The sequence below is a fragment of the Pontibacter deserti genome (genome assembly GCF_023630255.1).
Classification (GTDB): Bacteria; Bacteroidota; Bacteroidia; order Cytophagales; family Hymenobacteraceae; genus Pontibacter; species Pontibacter deserti.
Window position 1 is genome coordinate 254,080 of the sequence record NZ_JALPRS010000001.1, and the last position, 15,315, is coordinate 269,394.

The 15,315-nt window shown below is 45.2% G+C and carries 9 protein-coding genes; 3 read left to right on the plus strand and 6 right to left on the minus strand.

Annotation, left to right across the window (positions count from 1 at the left end; genetic code table 11):
* The first annotated feature begins 70 nt into the window (after positions 1–70).
* Together MJ612_RS01120 and ppk1 are read left to right on the plus strand one after the other, a co-directional pair.
* Positions 71–1,024 carry a hypothetical protein gene (locus tag MJ612_RS01120; protein WP_187028623.1) on the plus strand — a complete coding sequence of 318 codons (954 nt, stop codon included), beginning with the start codon at positions 71–73 and terminating at the stop codon, positions 1,022–1,024.
* Positions 1,025–1,291: 267 nt separating this feature from the next.
* A complete protein-coding gene (gene ppk1, locus MJ612_RS01125) occupies positions 1,292–3,394 on the plus strand; it encodes a polyphosphate kinase 1 (protein ID WP_187028633.1) in 2,103 nt (700 codons plus the stop codon).
* Positions 3,395–4,084: 690 nt separating this feature from the next.
* Here the strand turns inward: ppk1 and MJ612_RS01130 are convergent.
* Positions 4,085–4,984, minus strand: a complete 900-nt coding sequence (locus tag MJ612_RS01130) for a Ppx/GppA phosphatase family protein (protein ID WP_187028635.1) — start codon at positions 4,982–4,984, stop codon at positions 4,085–4,087.
* A 268-nt stretch (positions 4,985–5,252) separates the two neighbouring features.
* On the opposite strand from MJ612_RS01130, the gene MJ612_RS01135 reads away from it, so the two are divergent.
* Positions 5,253–6,119 (plus strand): murein L,D-transpeptidase catalytic domain family protein, encoded by an 867-nt coding sequence (locus tag MJ612_RS01135; protein ID WP_250419008.1) that lies wholly within the window; start codon positions 5,253–5,255, stop codon positions 6,117–6,119.
* Here MJ612_RS01135 and MJ612_RS01140 read toward each other — a convergent pair.
* The 5 genes from MJ612_RS01140 to treZ all read right to left on the minus strand — a co-directional run bounded on the left by MJ612_RS01140 (position 6,097) and on the right by treZ (position 15,255).
* Positions 6,097–6,657 (minus strand): thioredoxin family protein, encoded by a 561-nt coding sequence (locus MJ612_RS01140; protein WP_187028637.1) that lies wholly within the window; start codon positions 6,655–6,657, stop codon positions 6,097–6,099. The two genes, MJ612_RS01135 and MJ612_RS01140, sit on opposite strands and share 23 nt — an antisense overlap.
* Positions 6,658–6,837: 180 nt before the next feature.
* Positions 6,838–8,352 carry a 4-alpha-glucanotransferase gene (gene malQ, locus MJ612_RS01145; RefSeq protein WP_187028639.1) on the minus strand — a complete coding sequence of 505 codons (1,515 nt, stop codon included), beginning with the start codon at positions 8,350–8,352 and terminating at the stop codon, positions 6,838–6,840.
* Complete coding sequence (gene treY, locus MJ612_RS01150) at positions 8,349–11,048, minus strand: malto-oligosyltrehalose synthase (protein ID WP_187028641.1); 2,700 nt, start codon at positions 11,046–11,048, stop codon at positions 8,349–8,351. Before treY ends, malQ begins: the two co-directional genes overlap by 4 nt.
* A 1-nt stretch (position 11,049) precedes the next feature.
* Positions 11,050–13,449: a DUF3536 domain-containing protein gene (locus MJ612_RS01155; protein ID WP_187028643.1), complete on the minus strand. Its 2,400-nt coding sequence runs from the start codon at positions 13,447–13,449 to the stop codon at positions 11,050–11,052.
* 3 nt (positions 13,450–13,452) lie between these two features.
* The gene (gene treZ / locus MJ612_RS01160; RefSeq protein WP_187028645.1) at positions 13,453–15,255 is read right to left on the minus strand and encodes a malto-oligosyltrehalose trehalohydrolase; all 1,803 of its coding nucleotides are present in this window, start codon (positions 15,253–15,255) and stop codon (positions 13,453–13,455) included.
* Positions 15,256–15,315: the final 60 nt, after the last annotated feature.

Here is a 15,315-nt window from a genome sequence, read left to right on the forward strand (position 1 = left end):
TAAACCTAATTGCTACACCATGACTAAACCTATTAAACACTTAATTTTTACGGGATCAATGATCTTATTTATGGCAGGCTGTAATACTGAGGAAGATGCAGTAAAGCCTTTAGCCACCTCTAACCAGGAAGAATTAGTTGGATGGACTGACGCAGTTTGCAACTTAATACAAAGTTTTGGCGCGACAGCCTCACCTGGTTTAGTTACCACTGTAGAAGAAAATGGTGCTTTAATGCACGTAACTACGCAACGGCGGGCAAGTAACGGGAAGTACTTGCCTGAAACGCATGCTATGTTGGTTGGTGGAAGGGAAACACCGGAGTTGATTGGTTTTATGGATGCAATAGTTTTGGGGGTAAGCAACATGCTTACTGTACCCAATGAATCTGGCGACGGAATTAACCAGACAGGAGGTCGTATAATAATTGATTTTACTCCTTCAGGCTCCGCGACTGTCAGGGATATGATCTTGACAGATATTGATACAGACGAGAAAGGCTCTAAAATAGAGTTGTTCAGCAATACAGGGCAATTATTATTGTCAAAAGAAATACCTGTTACCGGAGATAAAAACCCATTATTTGTAAGTCTGGAAAATGTACCAGGCGTAGCAAAAGCTATTGTAACGTTTGGTGATAAGCGGTCCTTGAATGGTTCCGGTGCGATAGCCAGAATACAAATGTGTGTTGAAGGAGCAGGGCGTTGCGTAAGTCTCTGTTCAGCTCCTGTAAACAAGCTGTGGTTACAGTATGTAGGTACAAGACCAATTAATGTAAAAGCAAGAATGGGTACCGAATCCTTGATGAACGGCAATGGAATGAAACCTGGAACTATGTTTAAAATAGAGCATGGATCGGATCTAAGAAACACTTTAACTCTAGAAACCAATCGTAAAGATGTACCTGCTGTATCACTTACCTGTGGTGATAACGGACAATTAAGTTTGTCAGGTGATAATGATCTTTTCAGAGTGGTAGACGCCAGAAGTTCTAACTATAGTTATCCGCTGTGCCTGCAGGAATAACAGCATGTATGTGGATTGAATGGAACAGCACTTTCTTAAGCAGGAGGTGCTGTTTCTTTTGTTTTTCATACTTAGAGAAAGCAACAGGTTAAGTCAATCCTTAAAAGAATTAGAATCAGGCCTTCAGATTTACACAAATTGTTATACAATTTGATTAACAAAAATTATCTTAGCATTTAAGCAACTAAATATATTTTACAGCATATATAAGCTTAGGCAGGTTTGTTAAATAATAACAGCTGCCGTCCTTTAAATCACCCTGAGAACATGCTTATAAATAAGGTTTCTGACCAGATAAAGAAAAGTAAATACATTAGCCGCGACCTGAGCTGGCTGCGCTTTAATTACCGTGTACTCGACCAGGCCCGCGACACTAATAAATCTATTTTCGACAGGCTGAAGTTTCTCGCCATTACATCCTCTAACCTGGATGAATTCTTTATGATCCGGGTGGGCAGCTTGTACAACTACATCGACTATGGTAAAGAGCGACTGGATTATTCAGGGTTGCGTGAACTGCCTTTCCGTAAAAAGCTTTTAGATTACTCGCACCGCTTTGTGAACGACCAGTACCTGACCTACAACAACGAGCTGAAGCCGCTTTTCGAGAAGCATGGTTTTGATGTGCTGATGGTTGGCGAACTGACCGAGATTGAGCAAAAGAAAGTAGACTCATACTTTAAGAATACTATTTTCCCGTTGCTTACGCCCATGGTATTTGATAACTACCATGGTTTCCCGTTGCTGATGAACCAACTGCTTACCTTTGGCGTGGTTACCCGCACCGACGATGAACAGAAGGCACAGGACCGTTTAACCTTTGTACAGATACCACAGAACCTGGCGCGTTTCTACGAGATCAACCGGAAGGACAAAATCATATTTGTGCCAATTGAGGAGATTATCCGCTGGAAGATAAAGAAGCTGTTCCGCAATGTGGAGATCGTATCGGTTAACCTGTTCCGGATTACGCGTAACGGCGATTTCACATTGGAAGAATCAGATGATATTGATGCTGACTTTGTACAGGAAATTAAATCTAAGCTGAAAACCCGTAAGAAAGGCCGCGTTGTACGTGTGGAAGTGGAGCGGAATCCATCAGCTTTTATGATGAAGATTCTGAAGGAGCGTTGGATCATAGATAATGCGAACGTTTTCACCATCAACAGCCTGATAGACCTGCGGGCACTTTGGCAGATCATCAACCACAGGCAATTTAAAGAAAGATGTTTTAAGCAGCCGTCATCGGTGATGCCTTTGAGCCTGCCAAGTGATGGCATCGACCTGTTCCAGTACCTGAAAGAGCACGATGTGTTGCTGCATCACCCGTACAACAGCATGGAGCCCGTAGTGCAGCTATTGGAGCGTGCCGCCGAAGACCCCTATGTGTTGGGTATAAAGCAAACTATTTACAGGTTAGCAGACCAAAGCCGGGTTACAGCTGCTCTGTTAAAAGCTGCTGAAAATGGTAAGCACGTATCGGTGTTGTTTGAGGTGAAAGCCCGCTTTGATGAAGAGCGCAACCTGCGCGAAGGGGAGAAGCTGGAGAAGGCCGGATGCTTTGTGATCTATGGTATCAGCAAGTATAAAACGCATACCAAAATGATGATGATCATACGGAAGGAAGGGGAGAAGGTAACGCGTTATGTACACATTGGAAGTGGTAATTATAACGAGCAAACAGCCCGCCTGTACTCTGATGTTAGTTTACTAAGTACTGACGAAGTATATGCACACGATGTGTCGGAATTTTTTAATGTAATTACCGGTCATTCGCGTCCGAATGAGTATAAATCGCTGATGACATCTCCGAAAGGGTTGCGTAGCCAGTTGATAGAACTCATCCGGAACGAAGCCCGCAATGCCAAACGAGGGTTTAAGAGCGGTATCGTTATCAAGATAAATTCCCTGGAAGACAAAGAAGTAATGGACGAATTTTATAAGGCATCTAAAGCAGGTGTTCCTATAAAACTGATCGTTCGTGGCATCTGCTGTCTGCGCCCGGGCCGTGAAGACCTAAGCGAGAATATATTTGTAAAATCTATAGTTGGGGAATACCTGGAGCACAGCAGAATCTACTATTTCCATAACAGCGGCGATCCGAAAGTATACAGCGGTAGTGCCGACGTAATGGTGCGTAGTTTCGATAGAAGGATAGAAGCGTTGTTCCTGATCCTAAATGAAGAATTGAAACGTGAGGCCATCACCATTCTGCACTATAACCTCTTGGATAACTATAACTCATACATTATGCGCGAAGACGGTACTTATGTAAAAAGACGCCCGGCGGCCGGAGAAGATGTTATCGATATCCATAAAGTGTTCTACAACCGAAGCATCTACGAACATGCAGATATAGAGCTGGTATAAAAGCCATCCAGACGATCAGTTTATAAAAGGTAGCTTGTCTACCTTTTTTGCTTTTCGGAGGTATGAGGTTTGTTTTATAGTTGTTGTTGATCCAACAACCCCTTTATCCCCTCCTTGTCTAATGCGGGGAGTTTTACAGTCGTTGCTATAGTTTGTATTATAGTTTCATAGTTGGTGTTTCAACACCCCTATAGTCCCCTCAAGGGGACACTTCTGTTATTGCTATAGTTAAACATATAGTTCTATAGTTACAGAAACGGACAGGTCGCGACCTGTCCGTTCGGAAATACACTGTAGGAAATGCTAAAAGCTATACTAGTACATGTAACCATAGTAGCTACTATCGAACTGATCTCAGTCTTTGGGTTGAGCGCCTTTGATTTGTTGCGGTGGCGAAGCCAGCCTGAGCTTTAGCGAAGGCAGCTTCAAATCAGCAGCGCGATGCCCGAAGACGGGGCCCCGCGGCCGTGAGCGCACCAAAGTAAACTATGGTAACTGTAGACAAGTAGAGCTCCCAGGATTACAGGTACTTTGAAAGTATAGCTTGGTTCAAATAAGCATTAAGACTCAACTATAGGACATATAAGACCCCTCGACTACGCTCGAAATGACAGGGGTAACTATAAGAAGTATAAAATCTACTATTGTTCGGGACAACAAAATTGAAACTATGACTCCAGAAGAACAACCTTAATTTATACCACTAATCACAAACCTCTCCGGATGATGCTGTTCGTAAAGCGCGTGAATCATGCCATCCTTCAAACCCACATTGGGCACCATCATGCTTTCCAGTTTTGCCCATTTCATAGCTGATAAGTATATCTCGGCTGCAGGTAAGATTACATCAGCACGGTCGGGGTTCAGGAGTAGTTTGGTAATGCGATCTTCCATACTCATCTGCGATACCATCGTTACTACTTCCTCAATCTGTTTTCTGAAGATAGGCTTACCTGGTATTTTGCCTGCCATATCGAAAATTTTATTGATGTTACCTCCCGTACCTATAGCCCTTGAAAGCTGGTATCTGCGGGCATTATCTTCTATCCAAAGGCGCATCGTGTTCCAAAGCTCCAGGGAGTCGTTGCCGTGCATATGGCGGATAGAACCCTGCTCAAAGGATTGTGAAGCTACTTTCTCGCGATTTACATAGATGTTAAATTCTGTGCTGCCGCCGCCTACATCAATGTGCAGGTAGTTACGCTCGTCCAGGAAGTTAACAATAACTTTATTGATCAGTTCAGCTTCAGCTACACCATCTATCACATCTATGGTCAGGCCGAGCCTCTCCTGTACCAGCTGCAAAATTTCGTGCGCATTCTGAGAATTACGCATGGCAGAGGTAGCACAGATCATAAAATGGTCTACATCGTGCACATCCAGCAACAACTGAAAAGCGTGTAGTAACTTTACAAACTTATCTATTTTAAGCTCGCTGATGTAACCGGTATTAAAAACATCTTCACCGAAACGGATAGCGTAACGGATGTATTCTATTCTTTTAAAAATAACACTAGCATCCTGGTTAAGAGCACTGGATATCTGGCACCTCACGGCGTTAGATCCTATGTCGATAGCGGCTAATTTCAAATAGGTAAAAGTTATAGTTGCAAATTGCTTCTCTACTTCAAATATAATCAGAAATCAGTTTCTCGGGAAACTATAGTGCAGGTATACGGCTTATACTCTATTTGTTTTATTCTTTTACCACCTCTGCTGCTGTACTTTATACTAGTATTAAATCAGTGAAAATGATCAACAGGCAAAGGCTGTAAGTAACATTACAGATAATAGTTATATGTAGGGTTTACTGGCTGTAAATAAACAATGACTGGTGCAGGGCGTACAATAAGACTGTATGAGAAGAATAAAAGAAGAAAAGGAAAAGAAAAAACCGGGATGGCGCACTCGTAAAAAGATGGTAGCAAAACGGCTTTTTCCACTTTTTGCACCACTTATTTTTTCGCCAATGGCTTCGCCTATCAGCAGTAGTGCGGCTAAAAAGAACGTTAAAAGTACAAACAAAACTACTGTTGCCAACTATAAGATCATGCAGTTTGATCAGGTGGCTTATAGTCTTTATAATGAAATGGGGTTGGGCCAGTCAGGGCTAAAGTATGAGGTATTCAGTAAGGCACTGACCGGTTATTATAACATGAAGCACCAGGGGAAATTATCTGATAAACCAGTGCTGACGATGGTAGACTTTACCAAATCATCCACCCAGAAAAGGCTATGGGTAGTAGACATTGAAAAGAAAGAAGTGTTGCACCATACCTATGTAGCGCATGGCCGAAACTCAGGGCTGGAGTTTGCGGAGAATTTCTCGAATGACGATAAATCTTATATGAGCAGCATCGGGTTTTACGTGACCCAAAATACCTATAAAGGTAAGCATGGACTCTCGCTTAAGATAGAAGGCTTGGATGAGGGTTTTAACACAAATGCGTTAGACCGATGTATTGTGATTCATGGTGCTGAATACGCAAGTCCGGAGGTTATTGCAAAAGCTGGAAGACTAGGCAGAAGCCTGGGTTGCCCTGCACTCCCTATGGAAGAACATGAAGGTATCATAAATACCGTAATGGGCAACACCGCTATGTATATACATGCCAATAGCGATACCTATACTTCACAGTACCTGGATCATGCTACTGCGATGGCCGAACTTGTAAATACAAATCCCAATAACGACCTGCCAGTTAATACGGATGCTTCCATTTAATACTGCAACCTACGGCAGGATGCTGTTCTTCTGCAGGTTGCCGGCCTTGTAGCAGCGCATCCAGTGCATTTGTAAGATCTGCGCCCGTAACCGGGATGTCTGAATTTGGTCGGGAGCTATCGAACTGGCCGTGGTACGCCAAACGCATACTGGCATCATATACGAAAAACTCTGGTGTGCAGACTGCCTGGTAGGTTCTGGCTACTTGTTGGGTCTGGTCGTAAAGGTATGGGAACGAAAAGCCATGCTCCTGTGCCAGTGCCTTCATTTTCTCCGGCCCAACCTGTGGCTGAGTGGCAGCATCGTTTGCACTGATGGCTACAAAACCAACTCCCTGTTGCTGATACTTCTTGGCAACTTCCACTACTTTATCAAGTATATGCAGCACATAAGGGCAGTGGTTGCAGGTAAACATGATCACGGTTGCCTTGCTGGTAGCTACATCGCGCAATGAAAAAAGTTTACCTGTAACAGTATCGAGCAGGGCAAAGTCGGGTGCCTGTGTGCCTAAAGCAATTTCGGAAGTTGCGTAAGCCATAGTTTTAGTGCTAAGGTGGGAGATGTGCTTTTGGTGTTAATCCGCCGGCACTTCTAAAATAAGCTTTTCCCCGGATATAACAAACAACCAGCAGGTTTTATAGTTGAGGTTACTTCAACCTACTTCACCTTCTAAAACAGGACATGTACAACTCAAGTTGCAGGAACACTATTTTCGATATTAAATTCTGCCATAGGTCTCTGCCAAACCCCTCAGCCATTTTACATACTTGCCTGTAAATTCATTTTTCTGCAGTCGCCATTCCCAGTTTCCATCAGAAGTAGATGGTCGATTCATGATGGCTTCGTGTCCTAAACCTAATATATCCTGCATCGGAACTATAGCTAATTGCGATACAGAAGAATAGGCCAGGCGGAGCATGATCTCATGCACATTATCTTTAGTCACCTGCTGAAAAGTATAGTTACTTAGCATGCGCCTGTCGCTGGCTTTGGCATCTTTAAACCACGCCTTAACTGTACTGTTATCGTGTGTGCCCGTGTAAACAAGGCTGTTTCGCTTATGATTATGGGGTAAGAAAGAGCTGTCAAAAGCGTTTTCATTGCTTTCGAATGCAAACAACAATACCAGCATGCCTGGCAAATTAAAATCTTTGATGAGGTCGCGTACCGGCTGGTCGATATCTCCCAGGTCCTCAGCTATAATAGGCATTTCAGGGTGGTGCCTTTTGATCAGGGTAAGCAACTCATTGCCCGGAGATTTTACCCATTTCCCGTTTACGGCAGTTTTTTCATTGGCAGGTACTTCCCAGTAAGCAGAAAAAGCACGGAAATGGTCTAACCGCAGTAAACCAAATAGTTTCAGGTTATGGTCGATGCGACGTAGCCACCAATCGAAGTTATGCTTTGAGAGCATCTTCCAGTCATAAACAGGGGTACCCCATAACTGCCCGGTCTCACTGAAAAAATCTGGCGGAACTCCTGACACGGCACTGGGTCTTTCATCTTTATCCAGTTTAAAGTAAGTAGGGTTAGCCCATACATCGGCACTGTCGTAGCTTACATAAAATGGCATATCACCGATAAAGTGGATGTCTTTCTCCTGGCAGTAGGCCGTCAGGTTCTCCCATTGGCGGTAAAACAGGAACTGCAGAAACTGCTCTTTTTCAATTTCGGCAGCTAGCTCTTTTTCCAACTTCTGAACAGCACTTTTTTTGCGGGTTTTAATATCGTTATCCCACTCTGACCAACCTTTACCTTCGAAGTATTTCTGGAAAACCACAAAGTGACTATACTCTTCTACCCAGGCAGCATGCTCCTTCAGAAATGCTTCAAATTCCTTTTTCAGATTCGCAAAACCATTGGCTTTATAGTTTGTATAAGCTTTCTGCCAGATTTCTTTCTTGAAGGCAGTAGCTGCTTCGTAATCTACTCTGCTATCGTTGAATTTGTAGTTGTGCTTTAAATCTTTTTTGGTGAGAAGTCCATCCTGAAGGAGGAGGTCCGGGCTCAGGAGCAGCGGGTTACCGGCAAAGGCAGAATGGCTGCTATACGGAGAATTACCCATCCCCATCTCTGTTGGGTTCAGGGGCAAGATCTGCCAGTAACGCTGCCCGGCTGCTTCCATCAGATCAGCAAATTTATACGCTTCAGGCCCCAGATCACCGATACCGTATGCCGATGGGAGGGAAGTAATATGAAGCAGAATACCACAGCTACGTTTATTTATAATCATACTTTACTACCGGTTAAAAGTGCTACAGGAAATGTTTCTGTTAAAATTGCTATACTTAGTTCTCCGTTTGCAGTTACTTCGCGGTTGCCCAGTTCATCTTTCCATTGCACAGGCGCACCTCCCGGAAGTATTACAGCCGTATCATCCCAAACCTTATTACCTAGCGGTATTTCTTTTTCCGGGACAAGCTGCACAAGCAAACGTGGAATAACCACTACTAACCACTGCTGGTTAAGCACGCGTGCAAAAGCAAGTATGTGGTTTTTATACTTACCCGTTGTCTGCAACGGCATATAATCTCCATTTTCTGCCACACTCCGGAAAGCATTACGAACAGCTAAGATCTTATAGAGCAGGTATAATTTTACACAGCCAGATTCTGGTTCATGCAGCAGTTGACGGTGTAGCTGAGCCGTTTCGTTGTTGTCCAGTTTTTGCAGTTCTTCCAGGTAGTTCTGACGCAAACTATAATCTACTTTACGGCGGTTATCAGGGTCTACCAGGCTCAGGTCCCAAAGCTCACAACCCTGGTAAATGTCTGGCACGCCGGGACAGGTAAGCTTTAAGAGCAACTGGTTTAAACTATAGAGCCAGCCATAGTGCGACAGCTTTCTGAAAAACGGCAGGAACAGTTTTAAAAAGCTGTCGCTTTTAAGAAGTTTCTGTGCCAGTTCTTTGGTAGCTTCTTCATACTCTTCGTTAGGGTTGGTCCAGTTGGTACGGGCTTTTGTTTCGCGCAGGGCTTTGGTAATATATTCCTGTACACGTTCTATCAGCGAGTCGTCTATCTTTTCATCCATAGGCACCACACCCAGTAGCGCCTGGAAAATAAAGTATAAGTCGTTTCGGCGGGGTACCATTCCTGGGGCCAGATCTACGGCAACGTCTATCCATTGCTGCACCTGTTGTTCCCACTCTTCAGGTAATTCGCTGATAACATTTATGCGTAACCGGGCATCTTCTCCACGTTTGGTATCGTGGGTGGCAGTAGCGTTAATGGAATAAGGAAACTGTTGCTGCCTGCCTTGCATGTGCTTATGAAACTGCTCAGGCCTCAGGTTAAAAATTTCCGGACTATTGCCTACTTCGTTGAGTGAGATCAGGCGGTTATAGTTATAGAAAGCTGTATCTTCTACACCTTTAGCTGCAAGTGGGCCTGTAAACTGTTGGCTGCGCATTACAAAGTATAGTTTATCCTTCAGCAGGTCTTCCGGTTCACTCAGGTCGGGCTGGTATACTTTGCGGAGCGCTTCCAGTTGTTCCTGTCGTTCGGGAGCTTTCTCCATCGCGGTGGCATAGGCTTTTTCTATAACCTCATGAGCGACCTGGGGCAACGGGAAACTGTTGCCATAAACGCGGTAGATCGGGAAGGATGCCAGCCATACTGCAAGTGCATGGTACCAGATTTCTTCGTAATCCTGCGGCACAATTTGCAGGTGTTGCAGCAGGCGCAGCAGGTTCTGCAGCTCACCCTGCATGCGTTTTTCCAGTATAAAAAGCTTCTTGTCAAATACCAGTTTTTCATAATCGGTGGTGGCAGTTGGTACTGTACGCTGGTATACTTCTGTCAGCTTTTCTTCGCCGCTAGGGTCGGTTAATACATTGCTTACCCACGCCAGAAAATCGTAGCCGCTATTGCCTTGTATCGGCCAGTAGTCAGGCATAAGTTCTTCGCCTTCCAGTATCTTCTCTACCACCAGGTACATATTGTCGCCAGCCATTTCGCGTAACTGTTGCAGGTACTTGTCCGGGTCAAATAAACCGTCTACGTGGTCAACGCGCAGGCCTTGTACCAGACCCTGCTGGCAGAGCTGTTTTATAAATTGGTGATACTTCTCAAATACTTCCGGCTTTTCAATGCTCAGGCAGATAAGGTCATTTACAGTAAAGAAGCGGCGGTAATTCATTTTTTGCTGCGACTCCTGCCAGAAACAGAGTTTAAAGAACTGAAGATCGAGCAGTTCCTGTAAAGCTTTTTGGTTTGAGTTTATACTTGCCAATAGTTTTTTAAAAGTAGCATCATCGTTTATACTTGAATGCAGGTCCTGCTTTGCCTGTTGCCAGCGGGCTATGTCTAATTTATCAGATGCTATAGTTTGCTCCAGGTGTTGCAGCTTTTCTTTTATAGTTTGATTACCGGAATCATCTGCCAGTTTCTGCAGCAGGTATGGGTAGGAGTTTATACTTGCCGGGTATACGTTATCGAAGTATGCAATATGAAAACCCGTTTCATCAAAAGTAAGCTTCAGTTGCCCCTGTTCCAGTACCTTCTCCAGCGGTTCCCCCAGGAATGGAACCATCACTTTCCCTTCAAATTCAGGGTGTGCAAAGTCGATATCGAAAAAAGTATAGAAGTTTGATTTCTGACCCTTTTCCAGCACATCCATCAACCAGACGTTGGTAGGGTGATAGGCCATGTGATTCGGCACAATATCCTGCAGCCAGCCCATTTTATACTTGCGCAGTTCCTCCGCAATCTCTTCCAGTTCTTCCAGCGTGCCAATTTCCGGATTTATCTGGTGCGGGTTCACCACGTCATACCCATGTTCGCTGCCGGGAGCTGCTGTAAAAAATGGTGCTGCATAAATGGTGCTGATGCCAAGGTTGTGCAAATACGGGATCAACTCTTTTACCTCCTTTAGTTTAAGGTTAGGCGAGAGTTGTAAACGGTAAGTAGCCAGGGGTATATATGTCATATTATGCTTTCATGTTTAAGTTATCGTATAGGGCGCTGAATTGGTTTTGCCACTCGTGGTCGGTGGCATGGCGAGCATATAGTTGTTGCTTCATGCGGAACGCGATGTTCTGTGCGTGCCAGTAATCAGGTTGCAGGGTAGTTGTTTGCAGCACCTTCAGCAGTTTGTTCAGTTTCTCCATCAGGGGCAGATTTTCCGGCTGCTCTTCCAGTTGTTTCATAAACTCTTCCATCCGGTGCGATACAGCAAATGTGATAGGTTCCAGTTCCAGTTTTAGTTGCAGGCGTTCGGCTTCGGCATGGAGGCGGTACATCTCGTCCAAGTCAGGGGAATCTGCTTCTATTTCTTCCAGCAATCTTTTGTTGATCATGTATTCTACAATGACCTGCAGGGGCCGCGGCAGCTTCATGTTCAGTGTGCGCATGGCAAGCATCAGCGGAAAGTTGTTGTTGTAAACCTGCTCAAAGTCTCCTTCAATAGCGTGCATGGTTTGCCCCAGCACTTCACTCATTATCTTGTTCTGATCGTCGCGGAAGAGGTGCCAGAAAGAGTAGCTGTGCGATTCAAAGTGTTTGTCGATCAGCATGATCACTTCGCTGACATTGCCTTTGTTAAAAGCATCTGACAGTTCTTTGTAAAGCGAATGAAACACATCATCTCCCCTGAACTCGCGCACGCCTCCCAGCAACTGGTGGTCGCCAATATGAAGTACGCCATATGTAATTGTTGTCTCATCAAGGGTTATGTTGGAACGGATGCGGGCACGACCTACAGCCAGTTTTTGTCTGCCTGCTTCCTGGTTTTCATGTTGCTCTGAGGTAACCGTGTAACTATAAAGCTGCTGTGTTTTGGCATGCACTGAAAACAGAGAGGAAACCGCATAATGAGCACCAACACGTAGCAGGTCGAGCATAGTGGTTTTGGCAATAGCCTGGTATGCTTCTGCAGCGTTTCTATACTCTTTTTTGTTACTTTCAGCATCTTTGAGGTGCTGCAGGAAAGTAGTTTCGTAGTCTTTTCCGCTGATGCTTTCTGCCAGTTGCAGGGCACGGGCTGCATACAGGATATCCTGCATGGTTTCTATTCCTGTAACTTCGTCAAAAAACCATCCGCAACTGGTATACATCAGCATCGCATGATACTGCATTTCCAGTAGTTTCAGAAAAGTTCGTTGCTCGTCAATACTTAGCTGCCGTTGCGTGTGGGCAAGTATAAACTGGCGTATACTTTCTTCTGATCGGTCTGCTATTACCTGTATATAATCATTGCGGCTCTGCCACGGGTCAGCTTTCAATTGCAGCATCTGGCTTACATACAGCGGCTCCAGTTCGTCCCGGAGCCAATCAAAAGATGCCCTGAGCGGGGTGCGCCATTTCTGGTTCCAGGTCGGATGACCACCCGTGTTGCAGCCACAATCGCTACGCCAGCGCTCCACCCCATGAAAGCAGCTCCACGAGCTGTTCTCTATGATCTGTGTTTCGTATTGAGGCGGATGTTTCTCGAGGTACTCGGCATAAATGGTAAGCTTTGCCTGCGGGTCCTTATGCAGGTGATGCAAAGTATAAGATAATGCCATTTCGCCGAAGCGGTGGTGATGGCCGTAAGTCTCTCCGTCAGTTGCGATGTGCAGCAGTTGCGGTTCCGTGCTGTGGAAATCCAACTCATTTATAAGCCTGCGGGTAAATTTTTCTCCGTTGTGCAGCAAGCCCTCAAAGGCCACCCCCTGCGATATTGGAGCATTATAGTAGAACAATACGATCGTTTTACCTGAGGGCAGGTGGCACAGGTAAGGCCGGTTGGGGTTTATATGTGCATTCCTGGCGTCGTGCCAGTTTGTTTCGCCTATTTTCCGGTAGCTTTTGGCCTGGTATGGTGAAAGTATAGTAAACTTTATGCCATGTGCAGCGAGTACTTCCAGGGTGGGTGTATCGGCGGCCGTTTCGCCCAGCCACATGCCTTCGGGATCGCGGCCAAAGCGTTTCCTGAAATCATAGATTCCCCAAAGTACCTGCGTATGTTTATCGCGCTCATTAGCCAGCGGCATAATCATGTGGTTATATACCTGTGCTAAAGCTGAGCCATGCCCCGAGAAACGCTGCTGACTTTCCTTATCGGCAGCAAGTATAGCCTGGTAGGTTTCAGGAGCTTTTTTCTCCATCCACTCCAGCAGTGTAGGCCCGAAGTTGAAACTCATCCAGGCATAATTATTCAGGATGTCTACTATAGCGCCTTCGTTATCCAGAATTCGGGAAGCTGAGTTGCGGGCATAGCATTCGTCGGTTATGCGCTCATTCCAGTCGTGGTATGGGCTGGCCGATTCCTGCATCTCCACTTCGTTAAGCCAGGGGTTCTCCCGCGGGGGCTGGTAAAAGTGACCGTGTATACAAATGTATCGCTCCATACTCTAAGCTTTTGCCTGAAGTACTAAAACGGATTCTGGCTGCAGGGTGATGACTCCGGAAGTATAATTGTCGCTACCAGGGCCACCCCACTTTGTATCTGCAGAGTTAAGAACAAGCTGCCAGCCTTGTGTGCCTGTTATAGTTTGTGGCTGGTCACTGAAATTGATTACGCAGCGCAGTCCGGCTGATGTATGGGTAAATTGCAGGACGGTCTCCTCTTCGTTCAGCGTTGCTTCTAACTGTTCTTTGCATAACTTCTTTAACACAGATTTCCGAAGCTGAATGAGTTCTTTATAGAACTTCCGGAGTTGGTTTTGCTTTTCGCTTTCAGTATAACTATGCTGTAGTTTGGAATTGTTGAAGGTTTCTTCTGATTGTGGATCGGGTGCTTCGCCCTGCCAAGCAAAGGACGCAAATTCTTCTTTACGGCCTTTACGTACTGCCTCTACCAGATCTTTATCGGAATGGCTCACAAAGAACTGGAACGGATTTTCTTCTCCGTATTCTTCACCCATAAACAGCATGGGCGTGTAAGGCGAAAGTATAACCAGTGCCGCAATAGGTTTCAGCATCTCAAAGGATACAAGTTTTGTAAGGCGCTCGCCCAGCATGCGGTTGCCTACTTGGTCGTGGTTTTGCGAACAGACTACAAACTGCTTAGCGGGGTTAGCCGTGGCATCGGTGCCTATAGTTCGTTTACGATACTCTGAATACATGCCGTTGTAGATAAACGAATGCTTCAGGGTCTTTACCAAATGTTCCGGTTTACCAAAATCTGAGTAATATCCGTCTGTTTCGCCGGTGGTTACAGTATGTATGGCATGGTGGTAATCGTCCATCCACTGTGCTGCCAGACCATAACCTCCATTTTCAATCGGGTTGATTAATCTCACATCATTCAAGTCACTTTCCGCTATCAGGTAAAAAGGTTTATGTAGTTGCTGCTCCAGGTGGTTTACATGCTCCTGCAGTTCCTGCAGAAAATGTTTGGCACCTGTGTCAAGTATAGCATGCACCGCATCCAGGCGTAAGGCATCAATCTTAAAATCTCGTAGCCACATGAGCGCATTTTGAATAAAGAAATTACGGACATGGTCGGAGTGAGCATCATCGAAGTTGAGAGCTGCACCCCAGGGCGTGTTGTATTTTTCGGTAAAGTATGGTCCAAAGCTGGAAGTATAGTTTCCTTCCGGACCCAGGTGGTTGTATACTACATCCAGCACCACGGCTATACCTGCCTTGTGGCACGCATCAACCAGTTTTTTTAAACCTTCAGGTCCGCCATAGCTGTTCTGCGCTGCAAACGGGTAAACGCCATCGTAACCCCAGTTCCGCTCTCCCGGGAACTGGGCAATCGGCATAAGCTCAATGGCAGTTATTCCTAAATCTTTAAGTTCAGGAAGTTTATTAATGATGCCTTCAAAAGTGCCTTCTTCCGAGAAAGTACCCACGTGCAGCTCGTAAATAATATATTCTTCCAGCGGCAGGTTTTTCCAGTTTTGGTCAGTCCAGTTATAGGTATGGCTGATAACTTCCGATGCTTCATGCACCCCATCCGGCTGCGACTGAGATGCCGGATCGGGAAATTCTTTATCGTTATCAAGTTTGAAAGTATAGCGGGTGCCGGGTTTTGCATCTTCTGCCAACCCAACCCAATAGCCGAAAGCTTCGCGCTGCAAGGGTATAGTTTGTTTTGAGTTTACATGTAATACTACTTCTGCCTGTTCTGCATCCGGAGCCCAAAATGTAAACGTGGTGCCTTTCTCCTGCACATAATGTGCGCCTATCTCTCTGGTTATTCCCATACTTTTAAATTTATACTATGCAGGATAAACTGTGCCTAAGGGGTTTAGGTTGTGGGTTTT

Coding starts and splice junctions, on each gene's coding strand:
- MJ612_RS01120 (WP_187028623.1), top strand. CDS start 71: ATGGCAGGCTGTAATACTGAGGAAGATGCAGTAAAGCCTTTAGCCACC.
- MJ612_RS01140 (WP_187028637.1), bottom strand. CDS start 6,657: ATGGCTTACGCAACTTCCGAAATTGCTTTAGGCACACAGGCACCCGAC.
- treZ (WP_187028645.1), bottom strand. CDS start 15,255: ATGGGAATAACCAGAGAGATAGGCGCACATTATGTGCAGGAGAAAGGC.
- MJ612_RS01135 (WP_250419008.1), top strand. CDS start 5,253: ATGAGAAGAATAAAAGAAGAAAAGGAAAAGAAAAAACCGGGATGGCGC.
- malQ (WP_187028639.1), bottom strand. CDS start 8,352: ATGATTATAAATAAACGTAGCTGTGGTATTCTGCTTCATATTACTTCC.
- treY (WP_187028641.1), bottom strand. CDS start 11,048: ATGACATATATACCCCTGGCTACTTACCGTTTACAACTCTCGCCTAAC.
- MJ612_RS01155 (WP_187028643.1), bottom strand. CDS start 13,449: ATGGAGCGATACATTTGTATACACGGTCACTTTTACCAGCCCCCGCGG.
- ppk1 (WP_187028633.1), top strand. CDS start 1,292: ATGCTTATAAATAAGGTTTCTGACCAGATAAAGAAAAGTAAATACATT.